Genomic DNA, 14,077 nt, shown 5'->3' with positions numbered 1-14,077 from the left:
TCCGGGCCTTTTTCTGCTATAATCTGATGTACGTACAGCAAAAAAGCACCGCCGGTCGGAGGAGACCCTGTCATGATCCGCAATCCCATTCTGCCGGGGTTCAACCCCGACCCGTCGATCTGCCGCGTCGGCGCGGATTATTACATCGCCACCTCGACCTTCGAATGGTATCCCGGCGTGCAGATCCACCATTCGCGCGACCTGGTGAACTGGACACTGGTGCGCCGGCCGCTGGAGCGCAGATCGCAGCTCGACATGCGCGGCAATCCCGATAGCTGCGGCATCTGGGCGCCGTGCCTGTCTTATGCCGACGGGCAGTTCTGGCTGGTCTATACCGACGTCAAGCGCTACGACGGCAATTTCAAGGACGCGCCGAACTACATCGTCACCGCACCCACGATCGAGGCCGAATGGTCCGAGCCGGTCTATGTCAATTCCTCCGGCTTCGATCCCTCGCTCTTCCACGACGATGACGGCCGGAAGTGGTTCGTCAACATGCAGTGGAACCACCGCACCGAAAGCTATGGCGGCTCGCCGAAATCGCCGGCCTTCGACGGCATCCTGCTGCAGGAATGGGATCCGGCGGCAAAGGCGTTAAAGGGGCCGATCAAGAACATCTTCGCCGGCAGCCCGCTCGGCCTCGTCGAGGGCCCGCATCTCTTCAAGCGCAATGGCTGGTATTATCTGACCACCGCCGAGGGCGGCACCGGCTACGACCATGCCGTCACCATGGCGCGGTCGCGAAAGATCGACGGACCCTATGAGATGCATCCGAACATGCATCTCATCACCTCCAAGGATCACCCGGGCGCGGTGCTGCAACGGGCAGGGCATGGCCAATATGTCGAGACGCCCGAGGGCGAGGCCTATCACACCCATCTCTGCGGCCGGCCGCTACCGCCGAAACGGCGCTGCACGCTGGGGCGCGAGACATCCTTACAGAAATGCGTCTGGCGCGACGATGACTGGCTCTATCTTGAAAACGGCACCTCAGTGCCCGATGTCGATGTGCCGGGCCTCTTTGGCGCGGTGCCGGTGGAAAAGCCGATGCGCAGCGAATACAGCTTCGACGGCGGCACGCTGCCTGCCGATTTCCAATGGCTACGCACGCCCGAGCCCGCGCGCATCTTCAACCTGACGGATCGTCCCGGCCATCTGCGCCTGATTGCGCGCGAAAGCATCGGCTCCTGGTTCGAACAGTCGCTGGTTGCCCGCCGCCAAGAGCATCACAGTTTCCGTGCCGAGACCGTGGTCGACTTCTCGCCCGACACCTACCAGCAGGTGGCGGGGCTGACGCATTACTACAACCGCCACAAATTCCACGCCGTCGCCGTGACGCTGCACGAGACACTCGGCCGCTGCGTGACGATCCTCTCCTGCAACGGCGACTACCCGAACGGACGGCTGAGCTTTCCCGCCGAAAGCGGGGTTTCGATTACCGCCGAGGGTCGTGTCCAGCTCGCCATGGAAATCCGCGAGAACGACCTGCAATTCTTCTGGCAGACCGAAGGTAAGGGCGCCTGGCAGCCGATCGGCCCGGTCCTCGACGCCGGTGTGATCTCAGACGAGGGCGGACGCGGCGAACACGGCTCCTTCACCGGCGCTTTCGCCGGCGTGTTTGCCTTCGACACGTCAGGCCGGGCGAAGATCGCGGATTTTGACTGGTTCAATTACGACGAGCTGTGAGGGCACCCCTGGTCGCTTTCATCCGCGGTGGACCACGGAAAGAATGAGGTGTGAAACGAAAAAAGAAAGCCGGCGCAGGGCCGGCTAAGACGAACGCGGCTGAACAGGGGATACTGGCCGGTTCCAAACACTTCGTGACTGAACAATAACTTTCACTACATGCCGAGGCAGCAAAAATGGGGCGCAACGAAAACACCCGGAGACGGCTCCGCAAAGGGGTGGGCGGCGGGGCGGATGCCGGTGCTGACCTCGGCTCTCTTATCGGGCACGAAGATCACCGGATGATGACATCTGAAGCCGGTCGCTGCCTTTCTTTCGCCGGCCAACCGCTTCGGCGGACCAACTATGTTAGCAGCGCGCGAATGCAGTGTTCATAGGCTTAAGGATGTTAAAGCGTTACAAAGGGACTATATAGCGGGCCGAAGTAACCTCCGAGAATCCGCAAGAGTCCCGCATGGCCCCCATCATTTCCGTTCAAAACCTTACCAAGACCTACGCCAATGGGTTCGAGGCCCTGAAGGGCATCAACCTCGACGTCGAAAAGGGTGAGATTCTGGCGCTGCTCGGGCCGAACGGTGCCGGCAAGACGACCCTGATCTCGATCATCTGCGGCATCGCCAATCCAAGCGGCGGCCGGGTACTGGTCGCCGGCCGCGACGTCGTGAAGGATTTCCGCGCCACCCGCGGGATGATCGGGCTGGTGCCGCAGGAGCTGACCACCGATCAGTTCGAAACGGTGTTCAATACGGTAAGCTTTTCGCGCGGTCTGCACGGCAAGAAAGCCAATCCTGCCCATATCGAGAAGGTGCTGCGCGCGCTCTCGCTCTGGGACAAAAAGGACAATATGCTGCGCCAGCTCTCCGGCGGCATGAAGCGGCGGGTGCTGATCGCCAAGGCGCTATCCCATGAGCCGGATATTCTTTTCCTCGACGAGCCGACCGCCGGCGTCGACGTGACGCTGCGCAAGGACATGTGGCATGTCGTCGAAGAGCTTCGGGCCTCCGGCGTCACCATCATCCTGACCACCCATTATATCGAAGAGGCCGAGGAAATCGCCGACCGCGTCGGCGTCATCAATGGCGGCGAATTACTGCTCGTGGAGGACAAGGCGGCGCTGATGGCCAAGCTCGGCCGCAAGCAGCTCATCCTCGATCTCACCGAACCGCTGAGCGGGCTGCCGGATTGTTTTGCCGGCAATGGACTGACGCTGGAGGCAGACGGCAACCGCCTGACCTATGATTTCGACACTGACGATGAGCAGGAAAGCATTGCGGCTCTGCTGACCCGGCTCGGCGAGAACAATATCCATTTCAAGGATCTCTCGACGCGGCAAAGCTCGCTCGAGGACATCTTCGTGGCGCTGGTGGGAGCGAGCAAATGAACGTCGAGGCCGTCAAATCCATCTATTTCTTCGAGATGGCGCGCACGCGCCGCACGCTGCTGCAGAGCGTCATCTCGCCCGTCATCTCAACCTCGCTCTATTTCATCGTCTTCGGCGCCGCTGTGGGATCACGCATTCAGGAGGTGGAGGGCGTGTCCTACGGCGCCTTTATTACGCCCGGCTTGATCATGCTGACGCTGCTTGGCCAGTGCATCAGCAACGGCTCTTTCGGCATCTATTTCCCGAAATTCACCGGCACGATCTACGAGGTGCTTTCGGCGCCGGTAGCGATGACGGAGATCCTGCTCGGTTATGTCGGGGCGGCGGCGACCAAGGGCATGATCATCGGCTTCATCATCCTCCTGACCGCCAATCTCTTCGTCGACGTCAGGATCGAACATCCCTTCATGATGATCCTATTTTTCTTGTTGACGGCGATCACCTTCAGCCTGTTCGGCTTCATGATCGGCATCTGGGCCGGTAATTTCGAGCAACTGAACCTCATTCCCATGCTGGTCGTGCCGCCGCTGACCTTCCTCGGCGGGAGCTTCTATTCCGTCAGCATGCTGCCGCCGTTCTGGCAGGCGGTCAGCCACCTCAACCCGGTGCTCTATCTCGTCAGCGGCTTCCGCTGGAGTTTTTACGGGATCGCCGACGTCAACCCGGCGATCAGCCTGGCGATGATCACAGTGTTCCTGGTGATCTGCCTGGGAACACTCGGCTGGATCTTCAAGACCGGCTACCGGCTGCGCAACTGACCATTCACCCGAACACGTGTCATCGGAAAACTCGATGACACCATCGGTTTCTTCCGTTTTTCTTCCGCTCCGGTCCGAGGCATCTGCTGTATCAGCCGAGAAGGAGATGGCAGATGACGGATATCAGGATCGAAGGCGCGAGGATCATTATTGCTGGCGGCAGCTCCGGAATGGGGCTGGCGCTGGCGAGGCGTTTGCTCGGGGAAGGGGCGGCGGTGACGATCGCAGGACGCAGCGAAGACAAGCTTGCGGCGGCCCGCCGCGATCTCGGCGAGCATCCTGGATTGTCGACGGTTGCCGTCAATATATCGCGGGAGGAGGAGGTCGCGGCGCTGTTTTGCAATAGCGGGCCGGTCGATCACATCGTCAGCACGGCGGCCGATATCGAAGGAGCCTATCAGTTGCTGTCGTCGATTGAGCTGACGGCGGCGCAAAGGGTTGTCGAAAGCAAGTTCTACGGGCCGCTGCTGCTGGCAAAATATGGTGCCGTCCATCTGCCGGCCTCAGGATCGATTACCTATACGTCAGGTGTCGCGGCCTACCGGCCGGCGGCGCGTGGATCGGTGGTGGCGGCCGTCAATGCTGCGCTGGAAGGCTTGGTCAGGGCGCTGGCGATCGAGCTGGCGCCGATCCGCGTCAATGCCGTATCGCCAGGGTGGGTGGATACGCCGATCTGGAGCCTCGTTGCCGGTGACGCCAAACAGGCAATGCTGGAGGCGATGGCGGAGCGCCTGCCGGCCGGCCGCGTCGGTAAGCCGGAAGACATTGCCGATGCGATCCGCTTCCTGATCGGCAACGGATTCACGACAGGCACTATCCTGCATGTCGAAGGCGGACATCGGCTGGTCTGAGCGGCGAGAATTCTTCGCTTGCCGATTGCAGCAGGAGGGTAAGCACCGGCGGTTGCACGCGCCTGCGCCGCCACATCATCACCAGCGAGGCTGCAGGTGGTTTGCCCGGCCATGGCAGCTCGACGATGTTGCTCCGCGTTGCGGCCGGGCCGACCGCAAGGCGCGGGACGAGGCCAAAGCCGGCGCCGGATGCGACGAGCCGGACGATTGTCGCGATGCTGTCGGCTTCCGTGACGATTGGTGGTGCTGCAACATGTGCTTCTGCAAAGGCAGCGTCGAACAGGTGACGGTAGACGCAGCCGGTTTCGGTGGCGACGAAGGGGGCGGTGCTCAGGGCCGCAAGGCTCTCCGGTGGTCGGGCTTGCGAATCGCCGCCGGCAATCAGCACCAGCGGTTCGTCGCAGATGCGACGCGTCAAGAAGCGCTCATCTTGCTGCTCGCGATCGAAGGTGAAGGCGATGTCAATCGAGCCCTGCTGCAATTGCGCGAGCAATTCGCCGCTGCCGCCGACCTTGAGCTTGAGGCCGACGTTCGGGTTCTTCTTGCGAAAGAGTGCAAGCCACGGCGCCAGCCGCTCGGCGGCGATGGTTTCGAGCGTGCCCAAGGTGACGGACTGCTCCGCACTGCCGGCTGCCGCACCGACGGCGGCCTTCGCTTCCTCGTTGAGCGCTAATATCTCTTCGGCATAGGCCTTGAGGACCGCACCTGCCGGTGTCGGGACGACGCCCTGTCGGGAGCGGAGGAAGAGCTCTGCGCCGACTTCTTCTTCCAGCATCTGTATCTGGTCGCTGAGGCTTGATTGAGCCAGATTGACCTCGGCAGCGGCGCGCGTGAGATTTTCGTGTCGGATCACCGCAAGGAATGTCTTCAATTGTCGTGGGTTCATGTCGGGCTCCGGTATGGCGCGCGGAGGCGCCCTGACGCAGGATATCAACAAAGCAGAAGAGGCTGCAACGCAGGAGCATCTGGCGGCGAACTGATCATCTTGGTGCTGCGCTATTGCGTCCGATTCCCGTCAGGCGCGGCTGACGAGCAGGGCCCCGGAGATGATGAGGAGGGTGCCGGCGACGAGCTTTATTATGTCGAGCTCGGAGGCTTCGCCGAGAAAGACGGCGCCGATTGCCAGGGTCACCAGCACGTTGCAGCTCCAGATTGGGGCGAGTTTCGAGACCGGGACGCCGTAGGCGAAGAGCGTAAAGCTGATGAGGCCGGTACCGACGGCAAAGCAGGCGCCTGATGTGGCGGCAAAGCCAAGGCCCTCGGCGGTCCAGGGGGCGGGGCGCCAGATCAGTGCGGCGATCACGCCGGCGAGCGCGCAGGCAGCGCCGAAGGCGATCAGATAGACGGCGGAGCCGGTGGCGGCGGTCGCACTCTGCTTCTGGAAGATGGCGGTGATGCCCCAGAAAATGGCAGGCAGAATGCCGCCGATGACGATCGGCCAGAGTGAATTCATTGCGAAACTCCTGTCGCACCCATGGGTCAAGGCCTCGCCTTGGGCAAAGGCCGGTCGAACATGCGGTGCCACCAGACTAGGAGTTTCTTTTTGCTCTTTGTGGTCTTGTTGTTCTTGGGCTCAAGCTGTCAGATCCGGTCGTCGCCGTAAAGCGGCGGAGCCGCAATTAGTCGCGCATACGGAGTTCGTCGGTCTGCATCTGCAGCGAGCGCAGCGTTTCCAGGAAGCTCATGCCGAGCAGGCTCTGGTCGAGCCGGCCGTCCTCGGCGACGCTGGCTGCGACATTGTTGCGGACGATCGGGCCGATCGCCACCTGGTCGAGGGTGACAGGTGCTGCGCGGCCGCGGCCGTTGGCTGTCATGACCGTCATGGAATAGGTGAGGCGGGAGAGGTCGATACCGATCCGTTCGGCATCTTCGCGCGACAGCGCCACCATGCTGGCGCCGGTATCGACGAGCATCTCGATCGTCTGGCCGTTGACAGCGACATCGGCTTCGAAATGGCCGTTCAGCAGCTTGTGCAGAATGATTTCCTGGCCGCCCTCGCTTGTCGTGACGACAACGGCACGGCCGGGAACGAGACCGGCGAGCAGCCTGTTGCCGACGCCGAGTGCTTCCTGGCGATAGAGATAGACGGTCACGAGTGCCAGGATGATGACCAGCCAGATCATCATATGTCGCATCGTTTCACCGACGCTGCGCCGGCTCGCCCAGATGCCGGCCGATAGCATCAGCGCGATCGGCAGCAGGTAGACGACACGGCCGAAGTCATCACTCTGCAGGCCGAGGATGCGGCTGTTGTCATTGTTGACGATCAGCACGGCAAGGCCGATGCCGATTACGACGAGGAAGACAGTCAAACGAATCATAAAGGCCGCTCCGGCCCGGCGACGAGGCTTGATTTCATATGGTTCGGCACCGTGGTGGTGCCTGCAAGCCTTGCCGGCAGCAGTGCCATGATCTGTCTTCGCTCGGTGTCGGAGTAGCTCATCCAGCTGCTGATTTCCTGAAGAGTCCGCCCGCATCCGGCGCAAAATCCGGTGGCTGAAACGAGGGAGCAGAGGTGAATGCAGGGTGTTTGCATGAAGGATATATCGGAGTTTCAAAGAGCGGTGGCAAGGGCGCAAAGAGTGGCGATCTCGCAAATCTGCTGCGTCGCACCCAGCGTATCGCCGGTGTGGCCGGCAAGCTTGCGGCGGATGAAAGCGGTGAAGGCAAGGCCTGCGATACCGGTGGCGAGCAGGCTTACGATGAGCGGCCGCAGGCCGAAAGCCGGCCAGATCAGAAGCGCTGCGACGAGGCCGGCCGAGGCGAGCGCAAACTGCATCGCCGCCTCGTCCGGCTGGCCGGTCGAGGCGGCTACCCCATCGGCCTTTGCCGGTGGCAGCCGTTGCCAGTGCCAGGCGATGGCGCCGCGACTGAGGGCCGCGACTGCGGGAATGGCAAGGGCGGCAGCGAGCGGCGAGGAACGGCCGGCGATAGCGGCAAGCGCGGCTGCGCGGATCGCGAAGGAGAGGATCAGCGCTATCGCGCCATAGGTGCCGATCCGGCTGTCCTTCATGATGAGGAGGCTCTGCTCACGGCTCTTGCCGCCGCCAATGCCATCGGCCGTATCGGCCAGCCCGTCCTCGTGCAGCGCCCCGGTGACGATGACCTGAACGGAAAGCGCGATCAGGGCCGCCATCAGCGGATCGGCACGCAGCCCCAAAAGCAGGAAGAGGGCGAGTGCGGGGACGAAGCCGATGACGATGCCTGCGAGGGGAAAGGCGCGCACCAGCCGGCCAAGCCTGCCGTCATAGCCTCTGAACAGCGATTGCGGCAGGGGAATGCGGCTGAGGAAGGCGACGGCGCGGGCGGTATCGACCGCATGATCCTTGATCTTCATTCTACTTCGTTCCGCCCGGAGGTCTCGGCTTATGGTCGCGGCGGCGCTTTTAGAGTTGTTCGCCTCGTCCGCCCGCTTTAAGAGAGTTGCCACCCGCAAGGAAGCTGATTTGCGTGGAAAAAACAAGAATACCCGGATTCATAGGAAAACCGCACAAATGAGCGTTTCAGGCCTGCCGTTCGACGATTTCCGTACCCTGCTCCGCGACCTGCCGGGGCCGGATGCCCGCGCGCTGGTGGCTGCCCGCGAACGCGACGCACAACTGACCAAGCCGCCGGGCGCGCTCGGACGGCTCGAGGAGATTGCCTTCTGGCTTGCCGCCTGGACGGGCCGCACACCCGCCGTCAATCGGCCGCTGGTGGCGATCTTCGCCGGCAATCACGGTGTCACCAAACAGGGCATCACGCCCTTTCCGCCCACGGTGACGCAACAGATGGTCGATAACTTCGCGGCCGGCGGTGCTGCGATCAACCAGATCTGTGTTGCCTATGATCTCGGGCTGAAGGTCTTCGACCTGGCGCTCGATTATCCCACCGGCGACATTACCGAAGAGGCCGCGCTTTCCGAGCGCGATTGCGCCGCCACCATGGCCTTCGGCATGGAGGCGATCGCCGGCGGCACCGACCTGCTTTGCATCGGCGAAATGGGCATCGGTAATACGACGATTGCGGCGGCGATCAACTATGCGCTCTACGGCGGTTCGGCGCGCGACTGGGTGGGACCCGGCACCGGTTCGGAAGGCGAGATGCTGGAGCGCAAGATCGCGGCGGTGGAAAAGGCGGTGGCACTGCATGGTGACCATCTCGACGATCCGCTCGAGATCATGCGCCGGCTCGGCGGCCGCGAGATCGCGGCGATGGCCGGCGCCATTCTTGCCGCCCGCATGGAGCGCATCCCGGTGCTGATCGACGGTTATGTCGCGACCGCCGCGGCAGCGATCCTGAAGGCCGCCAATCCGTCCGCGCTCGATCATTGCCTGATCGGCCATGTCTCCGGCGAGCCCGGGCATCTTCGCGCAATCGAGATGCTCGGCAAGACGCCGCTTCTGGCGCTCGGTATGCGGCTCGGCGAAGGCACCGGTGCGGCGCTTGCCGCCGGTATCGTCAAGGCGGCCGCCGCCTGTCATTCCGGCATGGCGACCTTCGCCCAGGCAGGTGTGTCGAATAAGCATTAAGGCCGCGACGGGCGCCGTCGATCCGCACGCGTTCGCTTGCGCGCCTCAAGTGGATTCGGTATTTGCGTATTCGCTCATCAAAGAGGAGACGGCAAAGCCTCTCCCGGTCTGTGATGCAACGGGAAGAGGAGAGGGCATCTTGACGAAGCCTGCGGTGACGAAAGAGACCGGACTTCGGCATTTCATCGCCGCCGCCAGCTACTCTTGGGCGGGCTTCCTGCGGGTGCTGAAAGAGGCGGCCTTCCGTCAGGAACTCGGTTTCTTCGTCGTTTCGATCGCGGCGCTGGCGCTGGTGGGAGCGACTGCGGGCGAGATCGTCGTCGCGGTGCTTCTGTTTCTCGGGCTCTTTTCGATGGAGGCGATGAATACCGCCGTTGAAGAGGTGATCGACCGGATTTCGCCGGAGATTTCAATCGTCGGCAAACATGCCAAGGATCTCGGCTCCTTCGCGGTGACCTGCATGATCGCCGCCTGCAGCCTCTATCTCGGCTTCGTCCTCAGCAAGCACCTGTTCTTTGGATCCGGATGATTTCGCGCTGGATCGGCCTGAAGTCATCCGGATCCAAGTCTAAAAATTGGAGCATGATATTGCCCGAAAACCGTTCACACTTTTCGGCATCATGCTTTAGCTGAATCAGGCAAAACTCTTGCGCTTGCGCGCGACGGCCTGAGCCTCCTCGACGGCCGGCAGGCTCTGGAGCACGCGCTTGGCGGGCAGGATGGCGATAACTTCGGTGCCTTCGCGTAGCTTCGATTTCAGCAGGAACTGTCCGTCATGCTTGGCAAGGATCGCCTGGACGATCGGCAGGCCGAGGCCTGTACCCTGTTCGGCGCTCTTGATGGCGATTGAGCCCTGGCCAAAGGCCGACAGGACGACGGGAATCTCTTCTTCCGGAATACCGGGGCCGTTGTCCTTGATCGAGATGTACTGTCCGCCGCCGGCTGTCCAGCCGACCTTGACGTGGATCTCGCCGCCCTGCGGCGTGAACTTGACGGCATTGGAGAGAAGGTTGAGCACCACCTGGCGCATCGACTTCTCATCCGCCCAGATGGCCGGCAGCTGGCGCTCGAACTGGTCCGAAATGGCAATGTTCTTGGCGCGGGCGCGCAGCTGGACCATGCCGATGCAATCTTCGGTGATATCGAGCAGCGAAATCGCCTCCTCGCTCAGTTCGTATTTGCCAGCCTCGATGCGCGACAGGTCGAGGATCTCGTTGATGAGATCGAGCAAGTGTTGGCCGGAGCGGTGGATATCGCCGGCATATTCCTTGTAGGTCGGATTGGCGAGCGGTCCCATGACTTCGGCCGACATCACCTCGGAAAAGCCGAGGATGGCGTTTAGCGGGGTCCTGAGCTCGTGCGACATGGAGGCAAGGAAGCGCGACTTGGCGAGGTTTGCCTCTTCGGCGCGGCGGCGAGCCTCGTCCGACATCGATTTCGCCACTTCCAGCTCGGCGATCAGGTCGTCCTTCTCCGACTGATAGGAGAGAATCCTGAGGTTCGACTTGAAGAGCCGGTCGCTGATATAATTGAAGAAGACAAGGGTGGTGGTGAAGGCCCCCGTCAGGCTGATTTCGAGGAGGTCGCGTGACAGGCCGCTCTTGGCGGCGAGTGCCAGGACCGCAGGTGAAAAGGCGGCGAGCACGGCCGGCGTCAGCATGAAGTTCGACATCGCCGTAACGGAGAGCGCGATCAGCAGCGTCGTGCCCTTATAAAGAATGAAGCTCGACGGCTCGCAGGTATCGCAGCCCTGCAGCGCAAAGACGGCCCAACAGCAGCCGAGGAGGAACTGGCCGAGCAGCAGCAGCCGGCGCCATTTGCGGGCGCTCTCGGAGGTAATCTCCTGCCGGCGCGCGCGCCTCGCGAGCAGGATATTACCGGCGTGACAGGTGAGCGTCAGCAGCGCCCAGAAGAGCAATTGCGTGTTCTGGGTGAAATAGACGCCAAGCGCGGTGATGATGACGACGAAGAGGGGCATGATCGTCGCGCTCTGCAGCACCGACGCCACATACATCTTGAGCACGTCAAGATCGAAGGAGGAATTGGACGCGTGACCGGACTGAAGACGTTCGCGCGTCTGCCGCACGGCCTTGGAAACGGCCTTGTTGCGGTGGCTGCGCGACCTGTCGACGATGATCTTGTCGGTCGATGTGCTTACGCCGGTACTCATGTGCACGTTGAAACTTCATCCCAGGGTGGATAAGAGCTTAACCGGCAATTCTTAAGAAGATGTTTGCCATCTTTGCCAAGGATTTGTTTTTTAAGGAGGCGAAAGCGTGACACGGGGCCTGCGCCTGATTCGCGACGGCGTGACCGCTTTTGCCCTGCTGGCGCTCGTGGCGCTGATCGCCGCCAAGCTCAACGATGCAGCAAAAATCGAGCACGCCGGCGCCTTTCATGCTGCCGACGGTGACAGTCTGACATTGGGAGACGAGCGGTTGCGCCTCGAAGGCATCGATGCGCCGGAGCTCAACCAGAGCTGCGAGCGGGCGGGGAAAGCCTGGGCCTGCGGGCGCGCGGCGCGCGAGGCGCTGCAGGACATGGTGCTGGCATCGGGAACACTTTGTCAGGGCAGCCGGCGTGACCGCTACAACAGGCTGCTCGTCATCTGCCGGAGCGGGGCAGGCGGCGACATCAATGCCGCCATGGTGCGCCGGGGCATGGCCATTTCCTATGGCGATTATGGCAAAGAGGAGGCCGAGGCGAGGGCTCAGAAGGCAGGCCTCTGGGCCGGAACTTTCGAGCGGCCGCGCGACGTGCGCAATCATGCGCACCAGAGGTCGGGTTTCGACGGCGCCCTGCGTTTCATCGCGCAGATCGTCGGATGGGAGTAAAGTCATGACCGACGAAGCCATGCTGGAGACGCTCCGGCGGGAGATCGCCTCCTGTCGGATCTGTCGTGACACGCCGGCGAAAGGCCCCGAACACCGGCTGCCGCACGAGCCGCGGCCGGTGGCGGTGATCTCGTCGAGCGCGCGCATACTGATCGCCGGGCAGGCGCCGGGGCTTCGGGTGCATGAGAGCGGCCTGCCATTCGACGATGCCTCGGGCGACCGGTTGCGGTCATGGCTTGGCGTTGACAGGGCAAGCTTCTACGACCGCGGCCGATTCGCCATCGTGCCTATGGGCTTCTGCTTTCCTGGCTATGATGACAAGGGCGCCGATCTGCCGCCGCGGCGCGAATGCGCGTCGTTCTGGCGGCAAAGAGTGATCTCAGCCATGCCGCAAATCGAACTGGTGCTGGTCATCGGCCAATATGCGCAGGCCTGGCATATGGCCGGTGAAAGGCGGGACAATATGACCGAGACGGTGCGGGCATGGCGTGACTGTCTTCTGTCCGACCGATTGCCGGCCGTGCTGCCGCTGCCGCATCCGAGCTGGCGCAACAGCGGCTGGCTGAAGCGCAATCCCTGGTTCGAGAAAGAATTGCTCCCGGTCTTACAGGAACGAACGAAAACGCTGCTTTCCTGAAACAAAATTCTTTTAGTTGCGCGGAATCGAGTTATACAAAGAAAATAATTCGAAAGGACTGTTGTGCGCATGGACCGCCTCGACCGGAAAATACTGCGTCTTCTGCAAGAAGATTCGACACTTGCCGTTGCCGATCTCGCCAAGAAAGTGGGTCTCTCGACGACGCCATGCTGGCGGCGCATCCAGAAGATGGAAGAAGACGGCGTCATCAAGCGCCGAGTCGCCATCCTCGATCCGGAGAAGGTCAACACCAAGGTCACCGTCTTCGTGTCGATTCGCACTGCCACGCATTCGATCGAATGGCTGCGCCGCTTTTCCGAGGTGGTCGCCGAATTCCCCGAAGTGGTGGAATTCTACCGGATGAGTGGTGATGTCGATTATCTCTTGCGAGTCGTCGTGCCCGATATTGCCGCCTATGACGCTTTTTATAAGCGGATGATCGCCAAGATCGAGATTCGCGACGTTTCCTCCGCCTTTGCGATGGAGCAGATCAAGTATTCGACGCAGCTGCCGCTCGACTACATGATTCTCGATAATGCCAAATCCAACGAGGATTGAGGTCAAGTGTGCGGCCGTGACCGCACGCGACACGGCAAAGTCCAGCGCGGCCTCATACCAGGCGTGAGTCTGCGACCTCGGATATGCCCGTTGGAGGCGACTTGTGACATCCTGGCCGCACGTGGGAATGCCAGTTAGCAAGGCCGAGTTTGGGGATGTGCGGTCCCGCGACTGAAAAAAAGCCTCAAAAATAGCGAAAAAACGCTCAAATCGAACCAAATTCCTGGAAAAATGAATAGCCTGGTAAGGATTCTGGGGTTATGGTCGATTAAACCAGTGGGCGATATGTCATAATTTTGTCTCATTGGTATCGAATTCAGAACACTATGTTCTAAACCGCCACCTTGTTTGTGCTTGTTAGCCGGCGGTAGAGTTTATGCGCTTCACCAGTATGTTCGACGGGGTCGGACGGTGGAGAATTTGACAATGGGTGTAGCGTGTGCGGCTTGCGATGGAGGATCTCCGTCGCGGAGCCGTTTTGCATGTTTTTCGTATAAATATTTGAAATTGTTGTATAAAAATCACGTTGCCGGGGAAAGTAGCCCGTGAGAACCCATCTGGCGTATATCGACAATTGCTTGATAGAGCCTTGTATGTGATGACGGTTTGGCGGTTCGATCGATCCGCACGCCGAGATGGCTGTTCAAACTGGGCCGGCTTCAAATCGACTACCCGATCTGAAGCCAGCCCCGATCGACAAAGGAATGGATTGGTAAATGAACATCAGAATGGTTTTGCTTGCATCAGCAGCAGCATTTGCTGCATCGACGCCGGTTCTTGCAGCTGACGCTATTGTTGCTGCTGAGCCGGAACCGGTTGAATATGTTCGCGTCTGCGACGCTTACGGCACCGGCTACTTCT

The 14,077-nt window shown here is 61.3% G+C and carries 16 protein-coding genes; 10 read left to right on the top strand and 6 right to left on the bottom strand.

What is annotated here, in order from left to right:
• The first annotated feature begins 72 nt into the window (after window positions 1-72).
• The 4 genes from C3Y91_RS10765 to C3Y91_RS10750 all read left to right on the top strand — a co-directional run bounded on the left by C3Y91_RS10765 (window position 73) and on the right by C3Y91_RS10750 (window position 4,676).
• On the top strand, window positions 73-1,686 hold the full coding sequence (locus C3Y91_RS10765; RefSeq protein ID WP_130655702.1) for a glycoside hydrolase family 43 protein: 1,614 nt from the start codon (window positions 73-75) through the stop codon (window positions 1,684-1,686).
• Window positions 1,687-2,140: 454 nt separating this feature from the next.
• Window positions 2,141-3,067, top strand: coding sequence for an ABC transporter ATP-binding protein (locus C3Y91_RS10760; protein ID WP_130655701.1), 927 nt, complete (start codon window positions 2,141-2,143; stop codon window positions 3,065-3,067).
• Window positions 3,064-3,825, top strand: coding sequence for an ABC transporter permease (locus C3Y91_RS10755; RefSeq protein WP_018074633.1), 762 nt, complete (start codon window positions 3,064-3,066; stop codon window positions 3,823-3,825). The genes C3Y91_RS10760 and C3Y91_RS10755 overlap by 4 nt, the downstream gene beginning before the upstream one ends.
• A gap of 113 nt (window positions 3,826-3,938) precedes the next feature.
• Window positions 3,939-4,676: an SDR family oxidoreductase gene (locus C3Y91_RS10750; RefSeq protein WP_168575287.1), complete on the top strand. Its 738-nt coding sequence runs from the start codon at window positions 3,939-3,941 to the stop codon at window positions 4,674-4,676.
• Here the strand turns inward: C3Y91_RS10750 and C3Y91_RS10745 are convergent.
• The 5 genes from C3Y91_RS10745 to C3Y91_RS10725 form a co-directional block, all read right to left on the bottom strand.
• The gene (locus C3Y91_RS10745) at window positions 4,639-5,562 is read right to left on the bottom strand and encodes a LysR family transcriptional regulator (protein ID WP_168575286.1); all 924 of its coding nucleotides are present in this window, start codon (window positions 5,560-5,562) and stop codon (window positions 4,639-4,641) included. The genes C3Y91_RS10750 and C3Y91_RS10745 overlap by 38 nt on opposite strands.
• 129 nt (window positions 5,563-5,691) lie before the next feature.
• Window positions 5,692-6,129 carry an EamA family transporter gene (locus tag C3Y91_RS10740; RefSeq protein ID WP_024322065.1) on the bottom strand — a complete coding sequence of 146 codons (438 nt, stop codon included), beginning with the start codon at window positions 6,127-6,129 and terminating at the stop codon, window positions 5,692-5,694.
• 166 nt (window positions 6,130-6,295) lie between these two features.
• A complete protein-coding gene (locus C3Y91_RS10735; RefSeq protein WP_024322064.1) occupies window positions 6,296-6,997 on the bottom strand; it encodes a TIGR02281 family clan AA aspartic protease in 702 nt (233 codons plus the stop codon).
• Window positions 6,994-7,212 carry a DUF1289 domain-containing protein gene (locus tag C3Y91_RS10730; protein ID WP_024322063.1) on the bottom strand — a complete coding sequence of 73 codons (219 nt, stop codon included), beginning with the start codon at window positions 7,210-7,212 and terminating at the stop codon, window positions 6,994-6,996. Before C3Y91_RS10730 ends, C3Y91_RS10735 begins: the two co-directional genes overlap by 4 nt.
• Before the next feature lie 18 nt (window positions 7,213-7,230).
• The gene (locus C3Y91_RS10725; protein WP_024322062.1) at window positions 7,231-8,013 is read right to left on the bottom strand and encodes an adenosylcobinamide-GDP ribazoletransferase; all 783 of its coding nucleotides are present in this window, start codon (window positions 8,011-8,013) and stop codon (window positions 7,231-7,233) included.
• A 157-nt stretch (window positions 8,014-8,170) separates the two neighbouring features.
• Between C3Y91_RS10725 and cobT the strand changes: the two genes are divergently transcribed.
• Together cobT and C3Y91_RS10715 are read left to right on the top strand one after the other, a co-directional pair.
• Window positions 8,171-9,187: a nicotinate-nucleotide--dimethylbenzimidazole phosphoribosyltransferase gene (gene cobT / locus C3Y91_RS10720; protein WP_024322061.1), complete on the top strand. Its 1,017-nt coding sequence runs from the start codon at window positions 8,171-8,173 to the stop codon at window positions 9,185-9,187.
• A gap of 139 nt (window positions 9,188-9,326) precedes the next feature.
• Window positions 9,327-9,716, top strand: a complete 390-nt coding sequence (locus C3Y91_RS10715) for a diacylglycerol kinase (RefSeq protein WP_024322060.1) — start codon at window positions 9,327-9,329, stop codon at window positions 9,714-9,716.
• 105 nt (window positions 9,717-9,821) lie between these two features.
• Here the strand turns inward: C3Y91_RS10715 and C3Y91_RS10710 are convergent, their stop codons facing one another.
• Complete coding sequence (locus C3Y91_RS10710; RefSeq protein ID WP_024322059.1) at window positions 9,822-11,357, bottom strand: sensor histidine kinase; 1,536 nt, start codon at window positions 11,355-11,357, stop codon at window positions 9,822-9,824.
• Window positions 11,358-11,463: 106 nt separating this feature from the next.
• On the opposite strand from C3Y91_RS10710, the gene C3Y91_RS10705 reads away from it, so the two are divergent.
• The 4 genes from C3Y91_RS10705 to C3Y91_RS10690 form a co-directional block, all read left to right on the top strand.
• Window positions 11,464-12,021 carry a thermonuclease family protein gene (locus tag C3Y91_RS10705; RefSeq protein WP_024322058.1) on the top strand — a complete coding sequence of 186 codons (558 nt, stop codon included), beginning with the start codon at window positions 11,464-11,466 and terminating at the stop codon, window positions 12,019-12,021.
• A 4-nt stretch (window positions 12,022-12,025) separates the two neighbouring features.
• Window positions 12,026-12,658 carry a uracil-DNA glycosylase family protein gene (locus C3Y91_RS10700; protein WP_024322057.1) on the top strand — a complete coding sequence of 211 codons (633 nt, stop codon included), beginning with the start codon at window positions 12,026-12,028 and terminating at the stop codon, window positions 12,656-12,658.
• Window positions 12,659-12,727: 69 nt separating this feature from the next.
• Window positions 12,728-13,216, top strand: coding sequence for an Lrp/AsnC family transcriptional regulator (locus tag C3Y91_RS10695; protein ID WP_003540387.1), 489 nt, complete (start codon window positions 12,728-12,730; stop codon window positions 13,214-13,216).
• 716 nt (window positions 13,217-13,932) lie between these two features.
• Window positions 13,933-14,077 (top strand): porin (locus C3Y91_RS10690; RefSeq protein ID WP_174826313.1); only part of this gene is annotated, 145 nt, incomplete at its 3' end.

This window comes from Rhizobium ruizarguesonis, assembly GCF_012349115.1.
GTDB lineage: Bacteria > Pseudomonadota > Alphaproteobacteria > Rhizobiales > Rhizobiaceae > Rhizobium > Rhizobium ruizarguesonis.
This window is presented reverse-complemented; position numbering and strand designations above follow the sequence as displayed.